Consider the following 24,069-nt stretch of genomic DNA (forward strand, 5'->3'; position numbering starts at 1 on the left):
CGCGTCCTGTGGTGAATCCCCTCCCGAGTGCGGGGAGGAACGGCCGGCCGCGGCCTAATGCCCCGCCGGTTCGCTCCCGTCATCGAGCTGTCGAGGCCGCCACCTTCGGGTGACGGCGAAGGCGTGGTGGCACCGCGAGTCCCCTTCTCGCCCACGCCCCCAAGGGATCACGTCGGACTCCGACTGATCGATGGGACCTGAAATGCTGGACATCACCGTGATCCGCGAGCATCCACAGCGCGTCGAACGCGCGCTGGCGAAGCGCGCCGTTCACCTTGACCTTGCCGCCTTCCTCGCCTTGGACGAGAAGTACCGGCAGGGCAAGACCGAGGCCGAGACGCTGCGCGCCGAACGCAAGCGGATCTCACGCGAAATCGCACAGCACCCAGCCAGCCCAGATGCCAACGCCAAGCGAGCTGAGGCAACCGAGCTCGGCGACCGCCTTACCGTACTCGAAGAGCAGCTCACCGGCCTGACTGCCGAACGCCAAGCGTTCCTCGACCAGTTGCCCAACCTGCCTGACGAGGACGTGCAGGCTGGCGGCAAGGAGCAGAACCGGGTCGTCCGTGAGCACGGCGCCCGACCGGACTTCGACTTCAAGGCACAGAACCACGTCGACCTCGCCCGTCGACTCGAGCTGATCGACTACGAGCGCGGCGTCAAACTCGGTGGCACCGGTAACTGGGTCTACCGCGGCGCCGGCGCGCTGCTCGAGTGGGCGTTGCTCAACTTGTTCATCGAGACCCACGTGCGTGACGGCTACGAGCTGATCCTGCCGCCTCACCTGTTGACCTATCAGGCTGGCTACACCAGGATGGCGTCCCACTGTGTGGTGTAGTCGATCACGGGTCAGGTGTGCGCGGGCTCGCTCCCGGGGCGCACACCCACGAAGGCCTCGTGCTCCCTGAGCATGGGTGAGCCACCGTGTAACTCTCCGAAGTGAACGGCCAGTTCAACGAGGGAGACTCACGGTGGCCCTGTCCCAGTCTGACCTACTGCGCCTGCTGGAGTCACTACGTTCGGCGGACGGGCTCGAACTCGTCCGTAAGGTGGCCGAGCGGATGCTCCAGGAGCTGATCGAAGCCGAGGCCACCGCGAGGATCGGCGCCCAGTGGAACGAGCACACCGAGACCCGCACCGCGTTCCGCAACGGACACCGCGACAAGACGCTGACCACGCAGGCCGGCGACCTGGACCTGGCCATCCCCAAGCTACGGGCGGGCAGCTTCTTCCCCGCGCTGCTGGAGCGCCGCCGCCGGATCGACCAGACCCTGTACGCGGTCATCATGGAGGCCTACGTCCACGGCGTGTCCACCCGCTCGGTCGACGACCTGGTCAAGGCCCTGGGCGCGGACACCGGCATCTCCAAGAGCGAGGTCTCACGGATCTGCCAGGACCTGGACGGCCAGCTCACCGCCTTCCGCGGCCGGCCCCTGGATCATGTCCGCTTCCCCTACGTGTATCTCGACGCGACCTACTGCAAGGCGAGGGTCGAGCACCAGATCGTGTCCCGGGCCGTGGTGATCGCCACCGGTATCACCGAGGACGGCGGCCGCGAGGTTCTGGGAGTGATGGTCGGCGACAGCGAGACCGAGGTGTTCTGGACCGAGTTCCTACGCTCCTTGCGCGAACGCGGCCTGGCCGGGGTCCGGCTGGTGATCGGCGACCACCATCTGGGGCTGGTCAAGGCCATCCGCAAGGTCATGCTCGGGGCCGCCTACCAGCGCTGCAGGGTTCACTTCCTGCGCAACGTGTTCAGCGTGATCAGCAAGGAGGCGGCCGAGATGGTCGCCGCGACGATCCGCACGATCTTCGCCCAGCCCACCGCCGAGGCGGTCCGCACCCAGCTGGACACCGTCGCCGGCATGCTCGGCACGCAGTTCCCGAAGGTCAAGGCGATGCTGCTGGAGGCGAAGGACGACCTGACCGCCTTCGCCGTCTTCCCGGAACGACATTGGAAGAAGATCCAGTCGACGAACCCGCTGGAGCGGATCAACCGTGAGATCAAGCGCCGCACCGACGTCGTCCAGGTCTTCCCGAACGACGACGCGCTGCTGCGGCTGGTCACCGCCGTGCTCTTCGAGCTCCACGACGAGTGGATCGCCTTCCCCCGCCGCTACCTGCCCGAGGGCAGCATGGACCAGCTCTACCCCACCGAGCTCCCCGAAAGCGCCCCCGCACTACCCAACACCACCAACGCACCCGCCGATTGATCGGCTACACCACGAAGCGGGACACGACCGCTACACCGCAGGTCAGTTTCCCAAGTTCGCGGAGGATGTCTTCGCGGTCGAGCAGGGCCCGGCCGGGCCACAGCGATTCCTGCTCCCGACCTCGGAGACCGCGCTGGTCAATCTCCACCGCGACGAGGTCCTGCCAGAGACTGCGCTTCCTCTGAAGTACGTCGCCTACTCGCCGTGCTACCGGCGGGAGGCCGGCAGCTACCGCGCGAGCGAGCGTGGGACACTTCGCGGCCACCAGTTCAACAAGGTGGAGATGTTCCAGTTCGCGCATCCCGACAAGTCGGATGCCGCTCACCAGGAACTTCTCGGCAGGGCAGCCGACTTGGTCGCCTCGCTCGGACTGCACCACCGGATCACCCGGCTGGCCTCCGAGGACACCAGCGCCTCGATGGCCAAGACGTTCGACGTGGAGGTCTGGCTGCCCAGCATCGGCGCCTACGTCGAGGTCAGCTCGGTGTCGAACGCCCGGGACTACCAGGCCCGGCGCGGCAACATCCGCTACCGCCCGGCCACGGGCAAGCCCGCCTACGTGCACACTCTCAACGCGTCCGGGCTGGCCACCAGCCGTCTGGTGCCGGCCTTGCTGGAACAGCACCAGCAGGCCGACGGCACCGTCAGCGTGCCTGCGGTGTTGCAACGTTGGCTGGGCCGCGAGACCTTGACGCCACCAGCAGCGGCCAGGTAGCCCTGTTGGCCTGGGCCCGGTGATCCCTGTCCGGTCCCCGAGGCAGGACAGATGCCGTCCCGGCCGCTGCTACCGCGGTGGCCGGGGCGGATGTCAGCGTACTCGAGCCGGAAGACATGGAAGCGGTCCGTGGGCAGGAAGGTCGACAGCATGACGGAGACTCATCGTTGGGCGTGGCGAATCGCCGAACAGGAACTGGCGAACACCTTGCCGAGGCGGTGGTCGCACTCCCAGGGGGTAGCCAGGCAAGCCGAGCGCCTTGCCCCGGTTCTCGGACCGGACGCAGTGCTGCTGGCGGCCGCCGCGGTGCTCCACGATGTCGGCTACGCGCCCCGGCTCGCGGCCACTGGCTTCCACCCGCTGGATGGCGCCCGGTTCCTGCGCGACTCCCACCGCACCGACGAACGCCTGACCCGGCTGGTCGCCAACCACTCCTTCGCCCTGCTGGAGGCCGAGGAGCGGGGGCTCCAGGACTTCCTAGAGCTGGAGTTCCCACTGCTCGAAGACCAGGTACTGGTGGACGCCCTGGTCTACTGCGACATGACCACGACGCCCGACGGCGAGCTGACCAGATCGGAGCAGCGGGTCGCGGAGATAGTCGGTCGCTACGGCGGCGACAGCATCGTGGGACGCTTCATCCGGCGAGCCGAGCCACTGATTCACGCTGCTGTGCACCGCACCGAGGAGCGCGCCGCCTCAGCGGGGATTCAGCCGAGGTAGGGGTACTTACCGCTGAGGTAGTCGCCGATCTGCTGGCGCATGCTCGGGTGGATGTCGTAGCCGTCCAGGTCGTGGGGATGAACCCAGCGAACGCCATCGGCCTCGTCGTTGATGGTGGGCTCACCGCCGACGGGCCGGCCGATGTAGGCGACCTCGAACTGCTGACGAGCTTCACCGTTGCTGCTGTAGACGACGATGTGCGCCGGGTTGGAGTAGACCCCGAGGAAGCCGGTGATCTCCGCTTTGATGCCGGTCTCCTCCTCGCACTCGCGCACGGCGCACTCGGCGGCGGACTCGCCGATGTCCTGCTTCCCTCCGGGCAGCGCCCACTGCCCGGTGTCGCGCCGGCGCTGCAGGAGGATCGCGCCCTCGTCGTTCTGCACCAGCAGGTTGCTCGCGGGAACCAGTGAGTTGGCCGCCGGCGCCGCCGGATCGCCGTAGTACTCAGTCCTGCCGGCCATGTGACGGGGCTCCCTCTGCGTCGTGGGTCCACGGCCGGGCATAGTCCCAGACCGCGTCGAAGCTCGAAGCGTAGCTGTCGAACCAGCCCAGCTCCCTGTCCTTCTGGAGATGCATCAGGGGGTTGGCGGACGCCGGCTGGCCCCAGACATGCGGGTTGACCAGCAGGTCGTCGTCGTAACGGAACAGGGAGTTGTAGAGGGTGCTGTCATGCAGGCGGATCTCGCAGCCGGGCCTACCCAGCAGCGGCCGGTAGTAGGTGAGCGAGGCGCGAACCTTCGCGGCGAGCGCGTCCCCGATGCCCTCCTCCCGCCCGCGGACCGCCACAGCGTGGCCCTGTGGGTCGCCGAAGCACAACCGGACCTGGACTCCAGCGGCCGCGCGCTCGGCGAGCATCGTGGCGATTCGCGGGTTCGACTGGGCGAAGAACGTCCCCGAGAACACCAGCACATCGATCTGCGTCATGCTCTCCAGGAGAAGGGAGAGCCAGATCTCCCGAGGGACGCTGGCGCGATCGGGGTATGCGGCTACGAGGCCGGCCCCATTGCCCGGGGTCTGTCCGGCTACGGGCCGGGTCTGCGGCCAGATGAAGGATTCGTCCACTTTCAGGTGGTGTGCGACGCTCCACCGATGACGTGCATGGGGTACGCGACCGCCTAACCAGCGGGTCACAGTCTTGGGGTCCACCTCGCAGACCGTCGCGAGTTCCTCAGGAGGGACACCGCGCTGCGCGAGTGCGGAGCGCAATCGCTCGTTCACAGCGGATATCCAACCGGACTCTCCCGGGACCCGCAAGGACGTCCTGGGACCCGGGGCAGCCGACGCGTGCCCGGTCCACTGCCTACGCTGGCCCGATGGCGCTCATCATCCTGTGGGACATCGACCACACGCTCATCGACAACGCGGGGGTGAGCAAGGAGATCTACGCCGCAGCGTTCGAGGCTGTGGCCCATTGCCAGCCCTCGGGTCCCGCAGTGACGGCAGGTCGGACCGATCGACTGATCATGCGGGAGATGTTCGACCGGGACGGTTTGGCTCAGCCAGCCTGGAACACCGTCCAGGCGGCTCTTGAAGCTGCCGGCCGCGAACGACTTGAGGAGCTCCGACTGCGTGGCCGTGCGCTGCCCGGTGCCCGGGACGCCCTGATCGCAGTCGCGCAGGAGCCCGGGATCATCTCGTCCGTGCTGACCGGCAATATCGCCGCGAATGCCCGGATGAAGCTTGCGGCGTTCGGACTCGAGGGTCTGGTGGACCTGGAGGTCGGCGCGTACGGCGCTGACTATCTCGAGCGGGCTGCGCTCGTCCCGGTGGCGTGCGACCGTATCCGTGCCGCCTACAGCGTTCCCGAGGGGACAGCGGTGGCTCTGATCGGTGATACCCCTCGGGATGTCGAGGCAGCGCTGACGAACAGCGCCCGGATCGTCGCGGTCGCCACTGGGGTCAACTCTGCCGCAGAGCTACGCGAAGCTGGTGCCACCGTCGTGTTGGCGGATCTGATCGATACCACCGCTCTGATAGCTCACCTCAAGTCTTGGGCATCCGAGCATCACTGACGCGCGGTGGTCTCACGCCTGCCGCTACCGTGCTGTCCGCGCTCGATCTATGGCAGGACCGGCAGAGACTCGAGGCCCCGCATGAGCCGCGTGTGTCGCCACTGCAGCTCGGCACTGGGCACAGCCAGGCGAAGACGGGGGAATCGGGCAACGATGCGGCGGAACGCGATCTCACCCTCGGCACGGGCGAGGGGCGCCCCGAGGCATCGGTGGATGCCGTACCCGAAGGCGAGATGACCCTTGGTATCCCGGTCGAGGTCGAGCCGGTCTGGGTCGGAGAAGCGCGCGGGGTCGCGGTTCGCGGCGCCGGGCGCGATCAACACCGGTGAGCCTGCGGGGATCTCAACACCACCGAGGCTGATGGCCTCCGTGGTGAACCGGAAGGTGGCCATGCTCACCGGGGAGTCCAGCCGGAGAAGCTCGTCCACCGCCGCGTCGACCAGGTCAGGCTCGTCGCGCAGGCGGTGCAACGTATCTGATGTCTGCAGCAGGGCCAGGAGACCGTTGCCGATCAGGTTGGTGGTGGTCTCGTGCCCGGCCACGAGCAGGAGCACCGCGAGGGAGACAAGCTCGTCTTCGCTGAGCCGGTCCTCGCCGTCGCGGGCACGGATCAGGTCGTTGAGCAGGCTGTCGTCGGGGGCGCGGCGCTTCGCCTCGATGAGGTCAGCCATGTAGCCGGCGACGGCGTGCGAGGCGGAGTCGATCCGCTCGGGCTGTCCGGCCGCGAAGAGTTCGTTGGACCATGTGCGCACCGCCGCGCGGTCCGCGTCGGGAACCCCCAGCAGCTGGCAGATGACGGTGACCGGCAGCGGTACGGCGAGGCTCTCGATGGCGTCGGTCTGTTCGCCGGGCATCCACGCGTCGAGCAGCTCGTCCGTCACGCTGGCGATGTACGGGCGAATCCGCGCAACGGCGCCCGGCGTGAACGCTTTCGCCACCAGGCCCCGCAGCCGCGTGTGCTGGGGCGGATCGGTGGCCAGCATGCTCTGGGACACGGCGGGGTGCAGGTTGCGTCCGGTGTCCTTGCCGGCGAAGAAGGCCGCCGTGTCCTTGGACAGCCGCGGGTCGGTGAACGCCTCTCGGGCTTCGGCGTAGCCGGTAACCAGGTAGCTCGACCGCCCTCCTCCACTGGGCACCTTCTGGACCGGCGAGGTGTCTCGGAGTGCCGCGAAGGTGGGGTACGGGTTCCGGAAGAAGCCTGGGTCCTGAAGTGGGTTGCTCATGCTCATCCCTGTGCCGTCTCGAGCATCGGTGCCTTGTGCGAGGCCGTCCGGACGATGTCGCTTGCGGCATACGCCCGTGCCACCGAGCGTAGCCAGACGGTCTCGGCACGGAGGTCTCCCGCGCGGGCGGAGGTTCTGGGAGCCGGCGCTGCCGGAGTAAACGCCAGCTCGGCACCAGCACGCATCGCCCGAAGGGCCGCTGCCAGGACGGCTGCCTCGACTGTTGCGTCACCGTCGGCAGTGCCGGCCAGGTTCCGACGCTCAACCTCGCGGATGGCCGCTTGCTGGACCGTGAGCGAGCGGTAAGGACGCAGGGTGAGGATGCCGTCGTTGATCTCGACGATGCGACGGTGGAGCAGGAAGTCGACCTCGTCCTCGACCGTCGCATCGTCGTCGAGAACGATCTCGGGCAGGGCTGCGGTGAAGTCCTGCCAAAGGGGATCGAGGTCGGCGATCGACTTACGCTCCCAACGGCGGCGGAGGAACTGCGTGAGCGGCCAGACTGCGGCGGGCAGGGTCAGGCCAGCGGTGATGAGGAGCACGCCGACAGCCGGAGCTGTGACGCTGAAGGCGCAGGAGACCGGAGAAATCAGACTGGTGCAGCGAGGCCCGCCCGGGATTGCGTCCCAACCGAACAGGGCTCCAACGGCGTTGATGGTTTTGTAGGCAGTGTAGAGAAGGGCGAACACACAACCGACGGCTGTAGTGCGAAGGCCGATGCGCTGGCTCTTCCGCGTGGCGGTGCGCGACCGGGTCCACGTCTGGGTGAGGCAGTCGTAGACGGCGTATCCGAGGAACGCGATGTACGCGGCGGAGTAGACGTGCAGTGAGGCAGGAGCCTCATCCAGCTTGCCTTGGAGCTCGGCCGCACTCCACATGAGCGTGCGCGGGGTGACCACAAAGGCGACGGCCATCGTGGCGACAGCCACGGCCAGGAGCCGAAGTCGCCACCGAAGCCGGCGCCGGGCCTCGTTCGCATCGTGGTTGAGAAAGAGGAGTACTGAGGCGACGCTGGCCGCTGCGGACAGGGTCGCGGAGTTGCTCACCAGCCGGGAGAAGTCCGGCGTAATGGAGTCCTCCATAGCTCGGATCGCCGGTTCGTAGGCGCTGAAGGCGATCGCGAAGCACCCGAGGAAGGCGGAGAGGCTCAGGGTGCCGGCAGGACGCTGGCCAGGGCGACGTCTGAATGCCCAGTAGAGCGATGCGGCCAGCAGCAGCAGGGGCATGCCGCCGAAGATGGCGCTGATCATGGTCGTTCCTTCGGGTCAGGCGAAGATCGCGTCCCAGCGCTCGTCGGCCGCTGCCGGGCGACGGGCTGGGAGGAGGCGTTCGCGGTACACGCGTTGGCGGATGAGCGTGGCCATGTACTCGGCCTCACGCTCGTCCGCGGTGGTGTAGGCCGTACGGCCGGACATGCGCTGAATGAGGGTCGGATTCAGTCCGATGGCTGCGGCGGCGCCGTCGCCGAGGGAAAGCGAGCCGGGGTGGTCGCAGAGGATGTGGCTGATCTCGTGCGCCAGGATGTGCAACTGGTGGGCGGCCGAGGTCCCCTGCTCGACGAACAGGTAGTCGACGGTGGGCGTCTCGACCCGAATGCCGCAGGGAGTGTCGGCAGCGCTGTTCGAGTCCAGGGGCTGGAGGATGATCGGCTTTCCTCGCATGGCGGCGACAGCCTCGCGCAGCTGCTGGGTGCCGAAGCGGTGGGGCAGTTCAAGACGTCCGAGGCGTTCCTCGCAGACGGCTCGAAGGGGGCGCTGGTCCATGATCTCCCCTTACAGGGAACGGTCGCTGGGGCGTGCCGGCCAGTGGGGTGGCCGAGCAGAAGGTTTCGCGTACAGCGGTGGGAGATCGACGGCGAGACGGGAGCCGCCAAGCGTGTGACGGATCGACCGGCCGTCGACCTGGCTTTGTCAGTGAGGCCGTCGGTCGGATGTGTCTTCTCGCTGTCGGAGCGTCAGTGCCCCATGGCGACGCCGCCGTCGACGGGGATGACGGCGCCCGTGATGTATGCCGCGTCGTCGCTGGCTACGAAGCGCACCGCCGAAGCGATCTCCCGCGGCTGGGCGATTCGGCGGAGCGGGACCTGGGCGATGATGTGGTCCAGGCGCTCCTTGCCGAGGACCGCGGTCATGTCCGTCTCGGTGAGACCGGGGGCCACCACGTTCGAGGTGATGCCCTTGCCGCCGTACTCACGTGCGAGAGAGCGAGCGAAGCCGATGAGCCCTGCCTTGCTCGCCGCGTAGTTGGACTGGCCGGCCTCGCCGACCATGGCGACGGCTGACGAGATGAAGACCAGCCTGCCGCCTCGTCGCGCGCGGAGCATCGCGCGGACCGCGCGCTTGGCGCAGCGGTACGCACCGGTCAGGTTGGTCTCGAGCGTTGCCGCCCAGTCCTCCTCCGCCATCCGCAGAAGGAGGCAGTCCCTGGTGACACCAGCGTTGATGATCACGACGTCCGCAGGCCCCTGCTCGGCTTCAACAGCCGCGAAGGCGCGCTCGACATCGTCTGGGACCGTCACGTCGCACCGCACCGCGAAGAGGCCGAAGGGCGGTTCGCCAGAGCGGTAGGTGATGGCGACACGGTCGCCTTCCTCGGCCATCTGCCGAGCCACCTCCAGCCCGATTCCCCGACTTCCACCAACCACCAGAACCGACCGACCGGACATTCCCCTGCTCCTTCATGCACAAGCCAGAACCACGCCGGGCAGGAAGCAGGTCGTTGAGGGACCTGTTGCGGAACTGCTGCTTCCGGGAATCGGCGCTTCCTTACAATGCACTGGCATGAGCGGAAGTCTCACTTCCGGGAATCGGCAGTTCCGCTCACGGAGTGTTGCCGACAGTGTTGCTGGTTGAAGTTTCAATGTGGCGCGAGGTTGCTGGACTCAAGCGCTACGTGTGCATCGGTGGCCAGGAGTGGGGCGGATTGTTTCGCGCAATTTGACCTTGAAGCTCTGCCGTCGCCCTTGAACCGCCTCGACTGGTGGGCAACGGATTGCACACGGTCCGTGAAATTGATCTTGGTTTCAAGATTTTCTGACGCCGTGTCGCTTTTGGCGTGATATGAGCCACAAGATCAAATAAAGAAGATCGCTCACGATCACCGTAAAATCACCAGCTATGAGCGTGATCGAGGCGGCAGGCGCCGCAGAGGACCCTGCCGACTCACTGGGCGATCAGCTCCGGTACTGGCGGGGCCGCCTCGACCCCCAGCGCATCCCTGGCCTGGTCCGCGACGGCCGGCGTAGCCCGGGGCTGTCGCAGAGGGAAGTTGCCCGCCTCACTGGCGTGAGTGACCGGTGGTACCGCGAGCTGGAGCTGGGCCGCCAGGCCAACTTCTCCGAGGACTTCCTGGACCGGCTCGCCTTCACGCTCCGCCTGTCCGACGCCGAGCGTCACATCCTCTACCTGCGCGCTATCGGTCGACCCCCCGCGCCACGTGGCGGCGCCGATGCAAAGGCCATCCAGGCGCTCGACGGGCCGATGCAGCGACTTCTGGACAGTCAGCTTCCCCATCCGGCCTACCTCTCCGACGAGGCGTGGACCATCTTCGGGCACAACAAGCCGCAGGCCGACTGGTTCCCGTGGATCCCCTACGAGCCCAACCTCATGAGGTGGGCCTTCCTGTACCCGGAAGCCCGCGACCAGCTGGTGAACTGGCGAGACGACTGGGCGCGCCCCTTCCTGGCGCAGATCCGTTTCGCCTGCCTCCAGCTTCCCGAGAGCGAGCCCCTCAAGCAGCTCAAGCGAGACATTCTGAAGGGAAACCCTGAGGCCCGCGAGATCTGGGATCGGCACGAGGTGGTCGAGCATCCAGACGGCCATGAACGCCGCCTGCGGTTGCCTTATCACGGCGATCAGGAGGTCGCCGTGAATATCATGGCTTTGGCTCCGCTCCGCAGTAGCACGACGCGGTTCATCGTCCTGCAGGTGGCAGACTAGGCGGGCTGGCATAAACAGCAATGGGCGCCTTCGAGATAATGGCTCGAAGGCGCCCACTGCTATTTATTGACAACGCGCGTAGATTATTCGTTCAAATCAATGCCCGGGAAGTCATCCCCGGACGGTAGCCCTTCCAGATTTCGGGCTTGCTGGATGACGGTGTGCACCATCTTGAGGCTCGCGGGCGACAGGCCGGCGGACCGCAGCGCCACCTGCGCGATCTGCTGGTCCCGCATTGCTGCCACGAGCTGGATCTCGGCCTGCGTGCGTTCGGCTACCTCGTCGTCGAAGAAGTAGCCGGCGGGCACGCCGAAGAAGGCCGCAAGGGCCTTGATCGTCTCCATTTTCGGATTGCCGCGCGCGCCGGTGCGGAGCTGCTGGATCCCGCTGGCCGTGATCGCACCCTCGCCGTTGCCGGCTTCCTTGAGGGCCTGAGCTACCTCGGCGTACGTATACGAGCCACGGTTGGCGGGGTGAACCTCATTGAACAAGTGGTCCAGCCGCTCGGCGAAGGTCCGCCCTGCTCTCTCGGTCATGCCCACCTCCTGTCGTCCCGGCAAGTCTAACCACTGGAGTGTGCGGATTGGAACCCAGGGCCCTTTGCTCGACACAGCAGTTGACGAGAGGGAGCAACTGGAGTGTACGTTGATCCCGCAAGATGTCGCTCAGCAGTTGATATGCGCTGGTGGCGCCGGGTGGAAACCACCCTGGACTGATGGCGAGCGTGCCTCGTATGGTGCTGCTCCCGCCGCCAAGGGCGGAGCCGGGAGAGGGGAGGGGACAGGCGATGCGCGGACCACCGTGACCGACGAACCGGGGTGGAAACGAGACCGGCGTCCGGGAGCTACCAACTCCTGGACGCCGGGGCCAGCACCCCGAAGGGCACCGAATCACAACCACGCGGGCGGCGGGGCTTTTGCACGAGAACCGCCACCTGCGCTCCTACAAGCAACGGAGTATCGCATGCTCACGACCGTGAGCGGAACCCCGGCATGCCCGGACGCCGACCGCCAACACCGCCTCGCCGCGCAGCTCGCCGACATGATCCCTGGCGCCGCCACCATCCGCGTCAGCTTCACCGACCCCACCCAGCGGTGGCCTCACGCTCACTCGCGGGCCTGGGACGCAGCAGGCGAGCCGATCGAGCTGAGCCGCACCACCGCCAAGATCGCGGCGCGCTGGATCCTGCGGGTCTGGCCCGAAGCCGACTGGAGCCTGGCCCACACCCTCTCCATCGCCAGCGCGACACTCACCCACAGCACTGCCCGCGCCGCGAGCAGTCGGGGCCGCTGACATGGCGCGGATCCGGACCATCAAGCCGGAGGCGTTCGTCTCCGAGTCACTCGCCGAAGTGACGGTCGAGGCCGAGCGGACCTTCTTCGGCCTGCTAACCCAGGCCGACGACCACGGTCGGCACCGCGACAACGCGGCCATCATCGCCGGTCTCCTGTGGCCGCTGCGCGCCGAGCACACCTCGGTCCACGTCGAGGACGACCTCCACCAGCTCGCGAACGCCGGGCTGATCTGCCGGTACACCGGCTGCGACGGCCGCCGCTACCTCCACGTCGTCACCTGGTCCGAGCACCAGAAGATCGACAAGCCGAGCCAGTCCCGGCTGCCCTCGTGCCCGCACCACCACGCCGCCGACCGCTGCGGCCCCTGCAAGGGCACTTGCGCGAAGGCCACCGAGGCGTCGGCGACGGCTACCCGAGGCTTCGCCGAGCCTTCGCCGGACCATCCCGGAGCCCTCGATCTGCCGACGGAGGCAGCTTCGACGCGTCCTGCCGGACAGGGCCAGGCATCGACGGCTCAACAGCACGCCCTGGCTGGCCTCGTCGCGGAGCCGGACTACAGTGTCGGGAAAACCGCAGGTCAAGCGACATTCTCCGAGGACTCCCCGAAGGCTCCCCGAAGCCTCGGCGAGGGCTCGGCGCCTGGATCTAGGATCTTGGATCCTGGATCTTCTTTCCCTACGGGGCGCACGGCGCCCGACGCCGCCGTCTCGGCCAAGGACCTTCTCGGCGAGTATGTCGCCGCCTGCACGGAGCGCCCTCCGGGCGACGTGCTCGGGCACCTGGGCCGGATCACCAAGAAGCTCCTGGCCGAGGAAATCGCGGTGGAGCACATCCGCGCCGGGCTCCGGCGGTTCGCCGAGATCCAGGGCCACCCAAGCCGTCTGCCGAGCCTGGTGAACGACTCCATGAACTCACGAGGCTCCGGTTTGGCGCGGCCGGAATTCCGGCCTAACCTCGCCGCTCACCAGGCGTGGACCAACCCGGCCGACGCCGTCGCCGCCTACGCCGAGGAGCTGTGATGCGCACTCGCGAACCGCAGACCCTCGGCGAGGGAGCCCTCGACCGGGTGGCCCGGATCCTGGCCGCGCGCCGCATCGACCCGGCGGCCGTCGCCGCACTGAGCGACGAGCCGGCACCGTACTCGGCGATGGAGGCCGTGTCGGCCGGGATGCCGCCCCGCTACCGGGGCGCGGTGGCCGAGCACCCGCAGGTCCTGGCCTGGGTCCGCGAGGTCGCCCGGCAGGCTGTCGCCCCGAGCATCGGGGCTCGGCGGCAGGTCGCGACCGGCCCGAGCCTGCTGATGGCCGGGGTGGTCGGGGCGGGCAAGACGCACGAGGCGTACGGCGCGGTCACCGCGCTGGTACAGGCCGGCCTCGGCGTGCGCTGGCGCGCCACCACCGCAGCCGACCTGTATGCCGAACTGCGGCCCAGCTCCGACACCGACGCCGAGCGGGTGCTGGCGACCTACAGCCGGGTGCCGCTGCTGATCCTCGACGACCTCGGCGCCGCGAAGACGAGCGAGTTCGTCGAGGAGCAGACCTACCGGCTGATCAACCGCCGGTACAACCACATGCTCCCGACCCTGATCACGACGAACCTGCGGATCAGGGACCTCAGGGCATACCTCGGTGACCGCGTCACCTCCCGGCTCGCCCAGATGACCACCCGGGTCGAGTTCGAGCCGGTCGACCGCAGACGCTTCCAGCGCGCCGCCTGAACCGCCGCCGGGCCGCGCTCGAGCGCCGCCCGATGCACCTCCCGACCCAGCGCACCTCTCCGCCGACGCCCACCGCGCGCGGAGAGCGATCGGAGCAACCCCGCATGAGCACCACGACGATCAGCCCTGCCCGCCACCGCTCGCTCGGCGACCACACCTGGCAGGACCAGGCCGTCTGCCAGCAGACCGAGTACAACCCGGTCGACCCCGAGATCTTCTTCCCCGAGCCCGACGAGACCGACAAGATCACCGCCGCCAAGGCGCTGTGCGGCCAGTGCCCGGTCCGCCGCGCCTGCCTGGACGCCGCGCTCGAGACCAACGACACCCACGGCATCCGGGGCGGGACCACCGAGGAAGAGCGCGAGCCGCTCCACGAGAAGATCGCCGCCCGCCTCGACTACTCCCGGGTCAACGCCACCCTGGCCGGACGCGACATCCACCTCACCAAGACCGAGCGCCGCGCGGTGGTCATCGCCGGATACCGCCACGGCGTCAGCGTCGAGCGCCTCGCCCAGCTCCTGAAGATCACCGAGGAGCACGCCCAGAAGCTGTATCGCGAGACCCGACGCGCCATCCGAAACCGAGACCTGGAGCAGAGCACGAAGACCACCCAGCCACCCAGGCCGACCGGCGAGCGCCTTGGCCGCGACGACTTCGGGACGGCGGCGTGACCACCGCAGCGGCGCCGAGCACGGCGCACGTCACCGCATGGGACCGCGCGGTCATCATCGCCCTCGGCGGCGCGGGATGCGCCCTGTCCTACGACGCCCTCCAGCAGATGGCCGTCGCCATCCACGTCCGCGGATTCCTGACCTACCTGTTCCCGCTGGTCATCGACGGCTTCATCGCTTACGGCGTCCGGGCGCTGCTGGTCCTGCGCGACGCGCCGCTGCGAGCGCGCATGTACGTCTGGCTGCTGTTCGGCACCGCCACCGTCGCCAGCATCTGGGCCAACGAACTGCACGCCGTGCGACTGAACGAGCAGAGCACCTCGCTCACCGGCCTGCGGCTCGGCGACACCGTGGTCGCCATCCTGTCCACCCTCGCCCCGCTCGCTCTGGCCGGAGCAGTCCACCTCTACATCCTGATCGCCCGGCGGCCGGTCGGCGAAAGTGACCGAGGTGACCTCGGGCAGCCCGGTCACTCCAGCCAGGCCGGTCAGGTCACTCAGGTCGAGCGCATGTCGGTCACCCCGACCGACCGCCCCGGGCAGCACCAGCCGCAGCCCGGTCAGGTCACCTCCGGGCAGCCGGTCACCGCACTGACCGAGGCGCACAAGGTGTCCCCGGACAAGCAGCGACCGGACACCCGGGCGGTGTCCGAGGAAGGCCGGCGGGAGGCCACCGCTGGTCAGCACCCTGCCGACAGCGGCCACGCTGACCCGCTGACCCAAGCCGCTGACCTGGGCGGTCAGCCGGTCAGCACCCCGGTGGACAGCAACCGGTCGGTCAATCCCGAGCCGGTGACCGCACCGGTGGCAAGCACCCGGCCGGTCACTGACCGGCCGGTGACCGCGCCGCCGGTCAGTGACCGGGACAACCGGACGACCGGTGACCGGCGTGGTGACCTCGACACCGAGCGGCTGCTGGAGATCGCCCGCCTGGCGGTCAGCGCCGAGGACAAGCTGACCCGCAAGGTGGTCGCCCAGGCGATCCGCGGTCAGCAGATCCCGCTCTCCTCCGACACGCTGACCGCCCTGATGGCCCAGCTGCGCGAGCAGAGCGCAGCGCCGGTCACCGTCCCCCGGAACTGACCGGGCAGCACCTGGGGCGGGTGACCGGACCGGTCACCCAGCCGGTCACCCGCGCCAGGTCACCCACCCCACGATCTCCTCCACCGAACCGGAGAGCACCACGATGCGCACGACCCCCGCCACGACCGTCGAGGTGGACACCTGGATCGCAGTCCTGCGCGAGAACGGCCACCTCCACCACGCCGAAGCAGGCCCCGACGGCACTTGGACCGTGCAACGGCGCCGACACGGCCGCCCCTGGACCCTCCATCACCCCGTCCTGGCAATGGACTTCATCGAGGACATCCTGCGCGACATCCAGCAGCAGAGCGCGGAGACGGGCCGATGACTGCACGGACTCCGGAGGGCACCTCCCACGGTGGTGAGCGTGACCCCAATCAGGCTCCTGGCGGAGCAAGTTGTCGCGTGCGACGGTCCTACGGCCCGTCGCACGCACTTGCCCCCGCCCAGGAGGGCGGGGGGAGTCCGGCTGGTCTCCGAGCGAGGGCGCACGGGGACCAGCCGGACTCCCGGCACCAGGGGGCGCCGGTCGCAGGAGGAGAAGCAAACCACCACGCCCCACGCGAGCAGCCGAGCCCGAGCGCGCCCGCATTTCCCGACCGCAAACCGCGCCGCCGCAGCCGCAACCCCACCGAGCGCACCCGCAAGACGACCACCCGCCTCTCCGACGCCGAGAAAGCCGAGATCGCCGCCGCTGCCAAGCTGCGCGCCGTCACCGTCGCCCGATTCCTCGCCTCCGCCGGCCTCGCCGCCGCCCGCGGTTCCACCACCGTGCACACCAACGAACAGCTCGACGCAGCAATCGACGAGCTGGCCGCCCTGCGCACCGCCCTCTCCCGGGTCGGCAACAACATCAACCAGATCGCCTACGTCTACAACGCGGGAGGCCAGCCCCGCTCCGGCGAACTCGACCACGCCCTCACGACTCTGACCCGACTCCTGGCCCGCATCGACGTCACGGCCGACGCCCTGGTGAAGAAGCGACTCTGATGGTCCCCAAGATCCGACGTGGCTCACGCACCCACGGCCTGCTCGTCTACCTGTTCGGCCCCGGCAAGCGCGACGAACACACCGACCCCCACATCGTCGGGAGCTGGGACGGCTTCGCCCCCGACCCCGGCCGAGACACCAGCCCTGACCCCGACCCCAAGGTCACCCTCGCCCGACTCGCCGCTGCACTGGACCTGCGGGTCAAGCAGGCCGGCACCGATGCCCCGGCCGAACACGTCTGGCACTGCTCGGTGCGCACCGACCCCGGCGACCGGCTCCTGACCGACGAGGAGTGGAACACCGTCGCCCGCCGCCTGGTCCAGGCCACGGGCCTCGCACCCGAAGGCGACCCCGACGGCTGCCGCTGGGTCGCCGTACGCCACGCGGACGACCACATCCACATCCTGGCCACCATGGTCCGAGGAGACCTGCGCCGCCCCCGGATGAACTACGACAAGAAGAAGGCCCAGGCCGAATGCCGCCTGATCGAGAAGGAGATGGGCCTGCGCCGGCTCAAGCCCGGCGACGGCACCGCCGCCAAGAACCCCACCAGCCAAGAACGCTTCAAGGCCGAGCGCACCGGCCACACCGAGACCCCGCGCGAGACCCTGCGCGAGGCGGTCCGCCAAGCCGTGACCGGAGCCGCCACCGAAGCCGAGTTCTTCGCCCGCCTGCGATCGGCCGGCATCCGCGTCAAGCCCCGCCTCGCCCCCTCCGGCGACACCCTCGGCTACTCCGTCGCGCTGCCCGGCGACCGCAACCGCGACGACCAGCCCATCTGGTTCTCCGGCTCCACACTCGCCCCCGACCTCTCCCTCCCCAAGATCCGCCAGCGCCTGGCCACCGGACCCATCGACCAAGCCGCCACGCCTTCCGCTGCCGACACCGCCGCCACGAACACCCGCTGGTCACCGCCCGCCAGGGCCCGCCGCCACGCGAGCCAGCTCGCCGAGCGCGCCGCCGAAGAGCTCGACACCAGTGGCGACGACGCAGCCGCCCAACTCGTGGGCATCGGCGAACTCCTCGACGCCGTCGCCCAGACCTCACCGGCCGCCACACGAGACGAACTGCGCGCCGCAGCCCGCGCCTACGAGCGCGCCACCCGCAGCCACGTCAGCGCCGAGCGGGCCGACAACCGCGCCCTGCGCTCAGCCGCCCGGGGCATCATCCAGGCTGGCGGCGCACTCGGCCGAGGCGAGGACGGCGGCACCACAGCGATGCTGCTGTCCACCCTCGTCCTGGCCGCCCTTGCAGCAGCCCGCTGGCACTCCGCCCGCGGACACGCCCAGCAGGCCGCCGCCTCCCGCAACGCCGCCGAACACCTGCGCACCGCCTACCGCCAGGCCGCCACCACGCCGATGAAGGCCATGCACGAGCAGGGGCGAGCGCTACCCGAGCCCGAGCGCCGCCGTCTCGACGCCACCATCCGAGCCGCTCTGCCCGAGACCGTGGGCCGGCCTCGCCAGGCAGAGCGCTGGGACGCGCTGGCCGCCACCCTCGCCCAGGCCGAGCAGGCAGGCTGCGACCCGGATGCTCTCCTGCAGGAGGCCATCGCACAGCGAGAGTTGGGAACCGCCGAGGACGTCAACGACGTCCTCGTCTGGCGACTGCGCCGCATGGTCAAGCTCCCGGCCCACCCGGACGCGCCCCGCAGCCCCAGCAGCAAGACCGGCCGTGCCCAGCCCGCAACCAACCGGGCCGCCACCCCGACCACTCCCGCCGCAACCGAGCCGCGCAACCGCCCGCCCCGCCGCTGACCCCCGGTCCGGCAGACCGACCACCGGCCCGCCGGACCGGGCAAAGCCCTGGACAACCAGTTCCACCAGCTGTTACGGATGAACCGAAGGCACTCGACGGGGAGAACACGCTCGTGACCAGAACCACCGACCACCACACGATGCCGGCACCGACGCCCCTGACGACCACAACGCAAAGCGACCCGCTGCTCCAACTGGAGAACGAGACCGAGCCGCCGAGCGGTCCAGGCGTCAACCGCTGCCTCAACCACGCAGACGAACTCGCCCTCGGCGGCATCCCGGTCATCTGCTCGGCATGCAAGGCCCGCCGCGACTGGCTGCTGATCAACCAGGGCCGCAACGTCTACATCCGCTGTCGCTGTGCGAACGAGTGGCTGGAGCCGGAGATCACCCGGGCCGACTTCGGCGCGATGGTCAACGGCCGGTGGACCAACTACCCCACCCTCGACGCCGCCATCACGGACACGGGATTCGACGGCTCGTTCGGCGGGATGTATCTCACCTAACGGGCGGTGCTGCATCGGATGCAACATTCGACAGGCTCCTGTGACTGAGCGCTTCAGCCGGCGAGTGAGCGTGACGCTTGGCGAGCTGAGCGTTCAGTCTCGATCACGGCGGCCAGGCGGTCGGCGAACTCGGTCAGGGCTTCGCCTAGGAGGGCATTGTGCGGCGAGACCCCGTGAGATGATGCGTACTCTGGGCAACGAAGATTGCCCAGGTTGGGGAGAGCTGAGTGACAGCGGACGAGAACGGCGCACTGGCGGAGTTGTTCTGGAGCGTCGTCAGCTTGCTGAGAGGCCACGTCAGGACAGACCAATACGGAAGCTTCGTGCTGGCTCTCGCCGCGCTGCGCCGCCTGGACTGTGTCCGCCGGCAGGAGTCAGGCGTTCAACCGACGGGGGACTGGCTCGGCGTCCCGGCTCAGGTCGCGGGCAAAGGGGCAACGGCCGAATCCGAGCGCCTGGTCGCCGACAAGATCCGCCAGCTGCTGGTGACGGACTTCCCCGCCGGAAGCACGAAAATACCGGACTCCCTCGACTTCACGAGGATCCTGCAGGACCTGGTGGACTCGCGAGTGCTCTCGAAAGTCGTGTCCTGCTTTGTCGCCGTGGACCTGAGCCCGGCCGTCGTCTCGGACGAGCAGATGGGGCATGCCTTCGAGGAGCTACTGCAGCAGTTCGCTGACGCATCGCCCGAACGCTATGGGGAGTTCAGAACCCCGCGGGACATCACCGAGCTGACCGCCGGGCTTCTACTTAGTCCCGACCTGGCAGCGCTTAGCGGCAATCCGACACCGAGCCGGGTGCACGACCCTTGCTGCGGAACCGGCGGTATGTTCTCCGCCGTCGAGACCGTCCTCCGGAACGCCGGCGCCACTGGCGTGCTGATCGTTTCGGGGCAGGAGCTCAACCCGCAGTCGTGGGCGCTGGCCCGCCTCTCGCAGATGATGCGAAGCGCGGAACCGGACGCCATCGTCCAAGGCGATGTCCTTATCGACGACAAGCACCACGGGCAGGTGTTCGAGTACCAGCTGGCAGCCCCGCCGTTCGGCATGGACTGGAGGCGGCAGCAGGACGCGGTGCTCAGGGAGGCCAAGGATCTGGGGTGGGCTGGAAGGTTCGGGGCCGGCCTGCCGCCCATCGTCGATTCCTCCCTGCTCTTCGTGCAGCACTTGGTGGCCCACATGCGGCCCACCGACCAGGGCGGTGGCCGAGCAGCGATCGTGATCAGCCCAGCGCCCCTTCACCACGGCAGCGCTGGCTCAGGCGAGTCGGAGATCCGCCGGTGGCTGCTGGAGCAGGACCTGCTTGAGGGTGTGGTCGCCCTGCCAAACCGCCTGTGGCCGCACACCACCATCCCCAGCTACATCTGGCTGCTGTCCAACCGCAAACCACCGCACCTCCAGGGCAAGGTCATCGCGCTCGACGGGAGCAGGAGTTCCGCGACGTTGCGCCGTCCGGTGGGTAACAAGCGGCAGTACATGACGGCTCGGCATATCTCCAAACTCGTCGAACGGTACGAGGAGGTGCGCAATGGCGTGCTTGATGAGGGACGCCCGGCCCAGGGCCAGCACGGCGTGTTGCTGCTCGACGTCGGCGATCTTGGCTACCGTCAGGTAGCAGTCGAGCAACCACTGCGGCAGTACTTCGCGGTGGGCACCGATGCACTCGCCGCGCTTGAGGAAGCCAGGGGAGTGGAGCGATTCAGCGACGCGAAGGCTCTGATGGGCGCGCTCCGCTCGCTCGCTGACAAAAGCTGGCCGACCTGGGCCGGCTTCGAGGACGCCCTCTCAACGGCACTGCGGGACGCGGGAGTGAAGAACGAACTCACGCGCCCGCTGTGGCGGCTCGTACGTAAGACCGTTGCCGTCCCTGATCCTGCGGGCGAAATCCAGAGAAGTCCGGACGGCAAGGCGCTTCCCGATCCGGCGCTGCGCCTGCTGGAGCGGTTGCCGCTGCACCAGGACATCGACCAGTTCATCCGGCGCGAGATCAAGCCTGACTTCCCGGATGCATGGCCCGACCACAACACCATCAAGGTCGGCTACTCGATCCCGCTGGCCCCTTTCCTGACTCAGCAGCCCGGCGCAGGCTTCGGGCCGCTGTCCAAGGTGGCGCGGCTGATACCGAACCGAACCCTGCCCACCCGAGTGAGGACCGGCAAACCCCTGCTGAGCGGCCGCGATCTCCAGACCGCCGACACTGCGGCAGAGCTCCCAGACGAAGCCACTGACACGCAACGGCTCCTGGCCTCCTGTACCGGCGGAGACATCGTCGGCCTGGGCGGCAACTGGCGACTGCTCCCGCCGGAGTTCGGAGACGCACTGACGCCGCTGACGGTACTGCGCCCGATCAACAACAGCGGGCGCGCCCTGTGCGAGTGGCTGCGGACCCGCCCCGGCGACCAGAACGCCGCGGCGGTGCCGCGCATCTCCATCAACTCGCTGGTCCCGATCGATCTCATCAAGGACCCCGAGTTCAACGCCCTCATGGACGCCCTCGAAGTCGGCAGGGCCACACTGGCGAGCACCACCGCCGGCATCCTGCCCAATGTGTTCCGCGATCCGCAGGCCGGCATCCACGAACTGCGTCACGCGACTCGTGCAGCCGCCTCCCAAGCCCGTCTCATCGGAGAACTCGTCAGGCCGCTCGAAGATCCTGTGTGGCGAGCCGAATGGAGCTACCCATACCACGTGGCGGCACTTGCCAGGCAGTACCGGGTCGCGGCGACGCCCAGCGACCGCCACCAGACCCTGCTCAAGCTCGCCGAGGGCATCGCCCGCTGCATCGGCGTGCTGGCGCTCGCCATCGAGATCCGCCGCAAGCAGCGGTTCACCAGAAGCCTGCAGGACAAGTTCACCCGAGGTGACGGTGCGACCTGGGGCACTTGGCACAAAAGCCTGATCACTCCCCTGGTCCAGGCTGGCCCCGTCCCCGAACTCCCGGAGCTGGAGGGCGTACTAGACCCGGGCGGGGTGATCGAGCCGCTGACGGCGCTGCTGGACGGCAGGAACAAGACCGGCCACGCCTACCGGGCCCCCGCCGCGCACAAGTTGGAGCGCGAGATCAGCGCCCTTGAGCCCCTGGTCGTCACGGCCCTGGAGTCGGTCGGTTGGTTGGCCGCACACCACTGGGACCTAGTCGACACTTGCAAGTACGCCACGAACAGGTTCACCCTGACCGGGCGTAGGCTGCGCGGCAGCCATCCGGACTGGGAGTCCTTCGAATACCTGCCTCGCTCTTCCCCTTTGGAACCGGGGAGGATCTACGTCGAGGGTGCCTCGTCCGACAACCCCCTAGAGCTGTGGCCCATCGCCAGGGCCGAAGTGTGCGTCGAGTGCGATGCACCGGAGCTGTTCCTGATCAGCAAGATCAACAGCAACCGCACCGTCATGACATTGCGCTGCAGCAAGGACCACGAGATCGAGACCGCCATCGGCGGCTAGTACTCCAGCAGAACTTCGACGAACAGCCACGGATCCGCTGGTGCGGACGGTGCTGCTGGCCGATCCGCGAGGTGAAGCCCCAGACTTGGACCTAACTGTCCGGATAGCGCTCAACTCGCCAAGTAAAGTGCTCAGTCACAGCTCCTCAGGTACCACTGAACTGCAACTTCACCGGTGGGCAGCTGATGCTGGTCCCCGCTGGGCGTTGCTGGTGTCAACGGCCACTCAGTTCTCCCTGCAGGCGGGGGCCTGCGTAACCGATGCAACGATGTTGCGTTGGATGCAACGCGGGTGGAGTGCTGGACCTGTCCCGGCGCGGCTCGGCGCCTCGAATCCTGGTGTTTGGTGGGTTCGTGACGGATCAGGCGGGCGCAGCGTAGCGTGGGGTGCGGCGTACGACCTTTGTGGTGCCAGCGGGGCTGGTGTACAGGCTGACTCGGTCGCCGTACTCGCCGTGCGCGGTGGCTTCGTCGGTCTTGTAGGCGAGGGCGTCGTTGATGCCGAGGGTGCGCAGGGCGATCAGCACCCGGTGGACATCGCTTTCGTCGGTGCAGTCCGCAGTGAAGATGACCACCGGTCGGCGGGTCGGGTCGCCGTCGAAGACGTTTCCGAGTGTGGCGACCTTGGCGCCCGGCCCCAGCTTCCCGTCCTTTACTGCACGCTCGACTAGTGTCCTGCGCCGGAGATCCGTCGGCAGAAGCGGGCCAGGGAGTCGAGGATCTCTTCGGCGGTCTTGGTCCAGGTGAACGGTGTGGGGTTGTCGTTCCAGTTCTTGATCCAGGCACGGATGTCTTTTTCGAGGGCCTGGACGTTCTTGTGGGATCCGCGGCGGATCATCTGGTCGGTGAGGAAGCCGAACCAGCGCTCGACCTGGTTGATCCAGGACGAGCCGGTCGGGGTGAAGTGCATGTGGAACCTTGGGTGCTGGGACAGCCAGCTCCGGATGGCCGGGGTCTTGTGGGTTCCGTAGTTGTCACAGATGAGGTGGATGTCGAGGCCGTCGGGAACCTCCTGGTCGATCTTGACGAGGAACTTCTTGAACTCCTGCGCCCGGTGGCGGCGGTGCAGGGAACTGATGACCTTCCCGTTGCCGACATCGAAGGCCGCGAACAGTGTGGTCAGTCCGTTGCGCAGGTAGTCGTGGGTACGGCGCTCGGGCATGCCGGGCATCATTGGCAGGACTGGCTGTGACCGGCTCAGGGCCTGGATCTGCGACTTTTCGTCGACCGAGAGCACTACCGCTCCCTCGGGCGGATTGAAATAGAGCCCGACCACGTCGTAGACCTTCTCGACGAACAGCGGGTCGGTCGACAGCTTGAACGTGTCTGCCAGGTGGGGCTTGAGCTGGAACTTCCGCCAGATCCGCCCCACCGTGGACTTCGACAGGCCGCTGCGGGCCGCCATCGAGCTCCGTGACCAGTGTGTCGCGTTTTTCGGGATCTCCTCCAGTGTGGCCACGACGACCGCTTCGACCTCGTCCACCGCGATGGTTGGAGGCCGGCCCGGACGCGGCTCGTCGGTCAGGCCGTCGAGCCGCTCGAGGAGGAACCGCCGCCGCCACTTCCGAACCGTGTCCGCGGTGATCCCCAGCTCCCTTGCTACACCGACAATCGAGGGAATATCGGGGCCCGCACAGGCCAGCACGATCCGAGACCGCAGGGCCAGGGCCTGAGCCGAGGTGGCCCGGCGAACCCATCGCTCCAACACTGCCCGCTCATCGGCGGAGAGCAGCAACGGCTCCAACCTGGGACCCCGCCGACGCACCCGCACATCCGGAGAAGCACTCATAC

The 24,069-nt window shown here is 68.2% G+C and carries 25 protein-coding genes; 16 read left to right on the top strand and 9 right to left on the bottom strand.

The window, feature by feature from the left end:
* Positions 1-202: 202 nt before the first annotated feature.
* The 4 genes from ACIGXM_RS25030 to ACIGXM_RS25045 all read left to right on the top strand — a co-directional run bounded on the left by ACIGXM_RS25030 (position 203) and on the right by ACIGXM_RS25045 (position 3,648).
* Positions 203-838, top strand: coding sequence for a hypothetical protein (locus ACIGXM_RS25030; RefSeq protein WP_396564473.1), 636 nt, complete (start codon positions 203-205; stop codon positions 836-838).
* A 133-nt stretch (positions 839-971) separates the two neighbouring features.
* A complete protein-coding gene (locus ACIGXM_RS25035) occupies positions 972-2,213 on the top strand; it encodes an IS256 family transposase (protein WP_396564475.1) in 1,242 nt (413 codons plus the stop codon).
* A gap of 109 nt (positions 2,214-2,322) precedes the next feature.
* On the top strand, positions 2,323-2,928 hold the full coding sequence (locus ACIGXM_RS25040) for an aminoacyl--tRNA ligase-related protein (protein ID WP_396564649.1): 606 nt from the start codon (positions 2,323-2,325) through the stop codon (positions 2,926-2,928).
* A 150-nt stretch (positions 2,929-3,078) separates the two neighbouring features.
* On the top strand, positions 3,079-3,648 hold the full coding sequence (locus tag ACIGXM_RS25045) for an HD domain-containing protein (RefSeq protein WP_396564477.1): 570 nt from the start codon (positions 3,079-3,081) through the stop codon (positions 3,646-3,648).
* Here the strand turns inward: ACIGXM_RS25045 and ACIGXM_RS25050 are convergent.
* Both ACIGXM_RS25050 and ACIGXM_RS25055 read right to left on the bottom strand, forming a co-directional pair.
* Complete coding sequence (locus ACIGXM_RS25050) at positions 3,636-4,109, bottom strand: NUDIX hydrolase (RefSeq protein ID WP_396564479.1); 474 nt, start codon at positions 4,107-4,109, stop codon at positions 3,636-3,638. The genes ACIGXM_RS25045 and ACIGXM_RS25050 overlap by 13 nt on opposite strands.
* Complete coding sequence (locus ACIGXM_RS25055) at positions 4,093-4,866, bottom strand: XRE family transcriptional regulator (protein WP_396564481.1); 774 nt, start codon at positions 4,864-4,866, stop codon at positions 4,093-4,095. Before ACIGXM_RS25055 ends, ACIGXM_RS25050 begins: the two co-directional genes overlap by 17 nt.
* A gap of 95 nt (positions 4,867-4,961) precedes the next feature.
* On the opposite strand from ACIGXM_RS25055, the gene ACIGXM_RS25060 reads away from it, so the two are divergent.
* The gene (locus ACIGXM_RS25060; protein ID WP_396564483.1) at positions 4,962-5,660 is read left to right on the top strand and encodes an HAD family hydrolase; all 699 of its coding nucleotides are present in this window, start codon (positions 4,962-4,964) and stop codon (positions 5,658-5,660) included.
* A gap of 47 nt (positions 5,661-5,707) precedes the next feature.
* On the opposite strand, the gene ACIGXM_RS25065 is transcribed toward ACIGXM_RS25060, so the two are convergent.
* From ACIGXM_RS25065 to ACIGXM_RS25080, 4 genes are all read right to left on the bottom strand, one after another.
* Positions 5,708-6,883, bottom strand: coding sequence for a cytochrome P450 (locus ACIGXM_RS25065; protein ID WP_396564485.1), 1,176 nt, complete (start codon positions 6,881-6,883; stop codon positions 5,708-5,710).
* 2 nt (positions 6,884-6,885) lie between these two features.
* Positions 6,886-8,133, bottom strand: coding sequence for an MAB_1171c family putative transporter (locus ACIGXM_RS25070; RefSeq protein WP_396564487.1), 1,248 nt, complete (start codon positions 8,131-8,133; stop codon positions 6,886-6,888).
* Between the two features lie 15 nt (positions 8,134-8,148).
* A complete protein-coding gene (locus ACIGXM_RS25075) occupies positions 8,149-8,646 on the bottom strand; it encodes a regulator component (protein ID WP_396564489.1) in 498 nt (165 codons plus the stop codon).
* A gap of 191 nt (positions 8,647-8,837) precedes the next feature.
* Complete coding sequence (locus ACIGXM_RS25080) at positions 8,838-9,548, bottom strand: SDR family oxidoreductase (RefSeq protein WP_396564491.1); 711 nt, start codon at positions 9,546-9,548, stop codon at positions 8,838-8,840.
* A 451-nt stretch (positions 9,549-9,999) separates the two neighbouring features.
* On the opposite strand from ACIGXM_RS25080, the gene ACIGXM_RS25085 reads away from it, so the two are divergent.
* Entirely contained in the window at positions 10,000-10,821 is an 822-nt protein-coding gene (locus ACIGXM_RS25085; protein ID WP_396564493.1) for a helix-turn-helix transcriptional regulator, read from the top strand.
* Positions 10,822-10,904: 83 nt separating this feature from the next.
* Here the strand turns inward: ACIGXM_RS25085 and ACIGXM_RS25090 are convergent, their stop codons facing one another.
* Positions 10,905-11,357: a Secondary metabolite protein gene (locus ACIGXM_RS25090; protein WP_396564495.1), complete on the bottom strand. Its 453-nt coding sequence runs from the start codon at positions 11,355-11,357 to the stop codon at positions 10,905-10,907.
* Positions 11,358-11,784: 427 nt separating this feature from the next.
* Here ACIGXM_RS25090 and ACIGXM_RS25095 point away from each other — a divergent pair, with 427 nt between their 5' ends.
* The 10 genes from ACIGXM_RS25095 (at position 11,785) to ACIGXM_RS25140 (ending at position 22,279) form a co-directional block, all read left to right on the top strand.
* On the top strand, positions 11,785-12,114 hold the full coding sequence (locus ACIGXM_RS25095; RefSeq protein ID WP_396564497.1) for a transcriptional regulator: 330 nt from the start codon (positions 11,785-11,787) through the stop codon (positions 12,112-12,114).
* A gap of 1 nt (position 12,115) precedes the next feature.
* Positions 12,116-13,135 (top strand): hypothetical protein, encoded by a 1,020-nt coding sequence (locus tag ACIGXM_RS25100; protein WP_396564499.1) that lies wholly within the window; start codon positions 12,116-12,118, stop codon positions 13,133-13,135.
* Positions 13,135-13,833: an ATP-binding protein gene (locus ACIGXM_RS25105; protein ID WP_396564501.1), complete on the top strand. Its 699-nt coding sequence runs from the start codon at positions 13,135-13,137 to the stop codon at positions 13,831-13,833. The genes ACIGXM_RS25100 and ACIGXM_RS25105 overlap by 1 nt, the downstream gene beginning before the upstream one ends.
* A 104-nt stretch (positions 13,834-13,937) precedes the next feature.
* A complete protein-coding gene (locus ACIGXM_RS25110) occupies positions 13,938-14,504 on the top strand; it encodes a WhiB family transcriptional regulator (protein WP_396564503.1) in 567 nt (188 codons plus the stop codon).
* Positions 14,501-15,586: a DUF2637 domain-containing protein gene (locus ACIGXM_RS25115; protein WP_396564505.1), complete on the top strand. Its 1,086-nt coding sequence runs from the start codon at positions 14,501-14,503 to the stop codon at positions 15,584-15,586. The genes ACIGXM_RS25110 and ACIGXM_RS25115 overlap by 4 nt, the downstream gene beginning before the upstream one ends.
* Positions 15,587-15,689: 103 nt before the next feature.
* Positions 15,690-15,914: a hypothetical protein gene (locus ACIGXM_RS25120; protein WP_396564507.1), complete on the top strand. Its 225-nt coding sequence runs from the start codon at positions 15,690-15,692 to the stop codon at positions 15,912-15,914.
* 77 nt (positions 15,915-15,991) lie between these two features.
* Positions 15,992-16,576 carry a plasmid mobilization protein gene (locus tag ACIGXM_RS25125; RefSeq protein ID WP_396564509.1) on the top strand — a complete coding sequence of 195 codons (585 nt, stop codon included), beginning with the start codon at positions 15,992-15,994 and terminating at the stop codon, positions 16,574-16,576.
* Positions 16,576-18,333, top strand: a complete 1,758-nt coding sequence (locus tag ACIGXM_RS25130) for a relaxase/mobilization nuclease domain-containing protein (protein ID WP_396564511.1) — start codon at positions 16,576-16,578, stop codon at positions 18,331-18,333. Before ACIGXM_RS25125 ends, ACIGXM_RS25130 begins: the two co-directional genes overlap by 1 nt.
* A 113-nt stretch (positions 18,334-18,446) precedes the next feature.
* The gene (locus tag ACIGXM_RS25135; protein ID WP_396564513.1) at positions 18,447-18,839 is read left to right on the top strand and encodes a hypothetical protein; all 393 of its coding nucleotides are present in this window, start codon (positions 18,447-18,449) and stop codon (positions 18,837-18,839) included.
* 227 nt (positions 18,840-19,066) lie between these two features.
* Positions 19,067-22,279, top strand: a complete 3,213-nt coding sequence (locus tag ACIGXM_RS25140; protein WP_396564515.1) for a class I SAM-dependent DNA methyltransferase — start codon at positions 19,067-19,069, stop codon at positions 22,277-22,279.
* A 361-nt stretch (positions 22,280-22,640) separates the two neighbouring features.
* On the opposite strand, the gene ACIGXM_RS25145 is transcribed toward ACIGXM_RS25140, so the two are convergent.
* The gene (locus ACIGXM_RS25145; protein ID WP_396564651.1) at positions 22,641-23,060 is read right to left on the bottom strand and encodes a putative phosphothreonine lyase domain-containg protein; all 420 of its coding nucleotides are present in this window, start codon (positions 23,058-23,060) and stop codon (positions 22,641-22,643) included.
* The gene (locus ACIGXM_RS25150; RefSeq protein ID WP_396564517.1) at positions 22,946-24,067 is read right to left on the bottom strand and encodes an IS630 family transposase; all 1,122 of its coding nucleotides are present in this window, start codon (positions 24,065-24,067) and stop codon (positions 22,946-22,948) included. Before ACIGXM_RS25150 ends, ACIGXM_RS25145 begins: the two co-directional genes overlap by 115 nt.
* Positions 24,068-24,069 lie beyond the last annotated feature (2 nt).

It is taken from the genome of Kitasatospora sp. NPDC052896 (assembly GCF_044547075.1).
In the GTDB taxonomy this organism is placed as follows: domain Bacteria; phylum Actinomycetota; class Actinomycetes; order Streptomycetales; family Streptomycetaceae; genus Kitasatospora.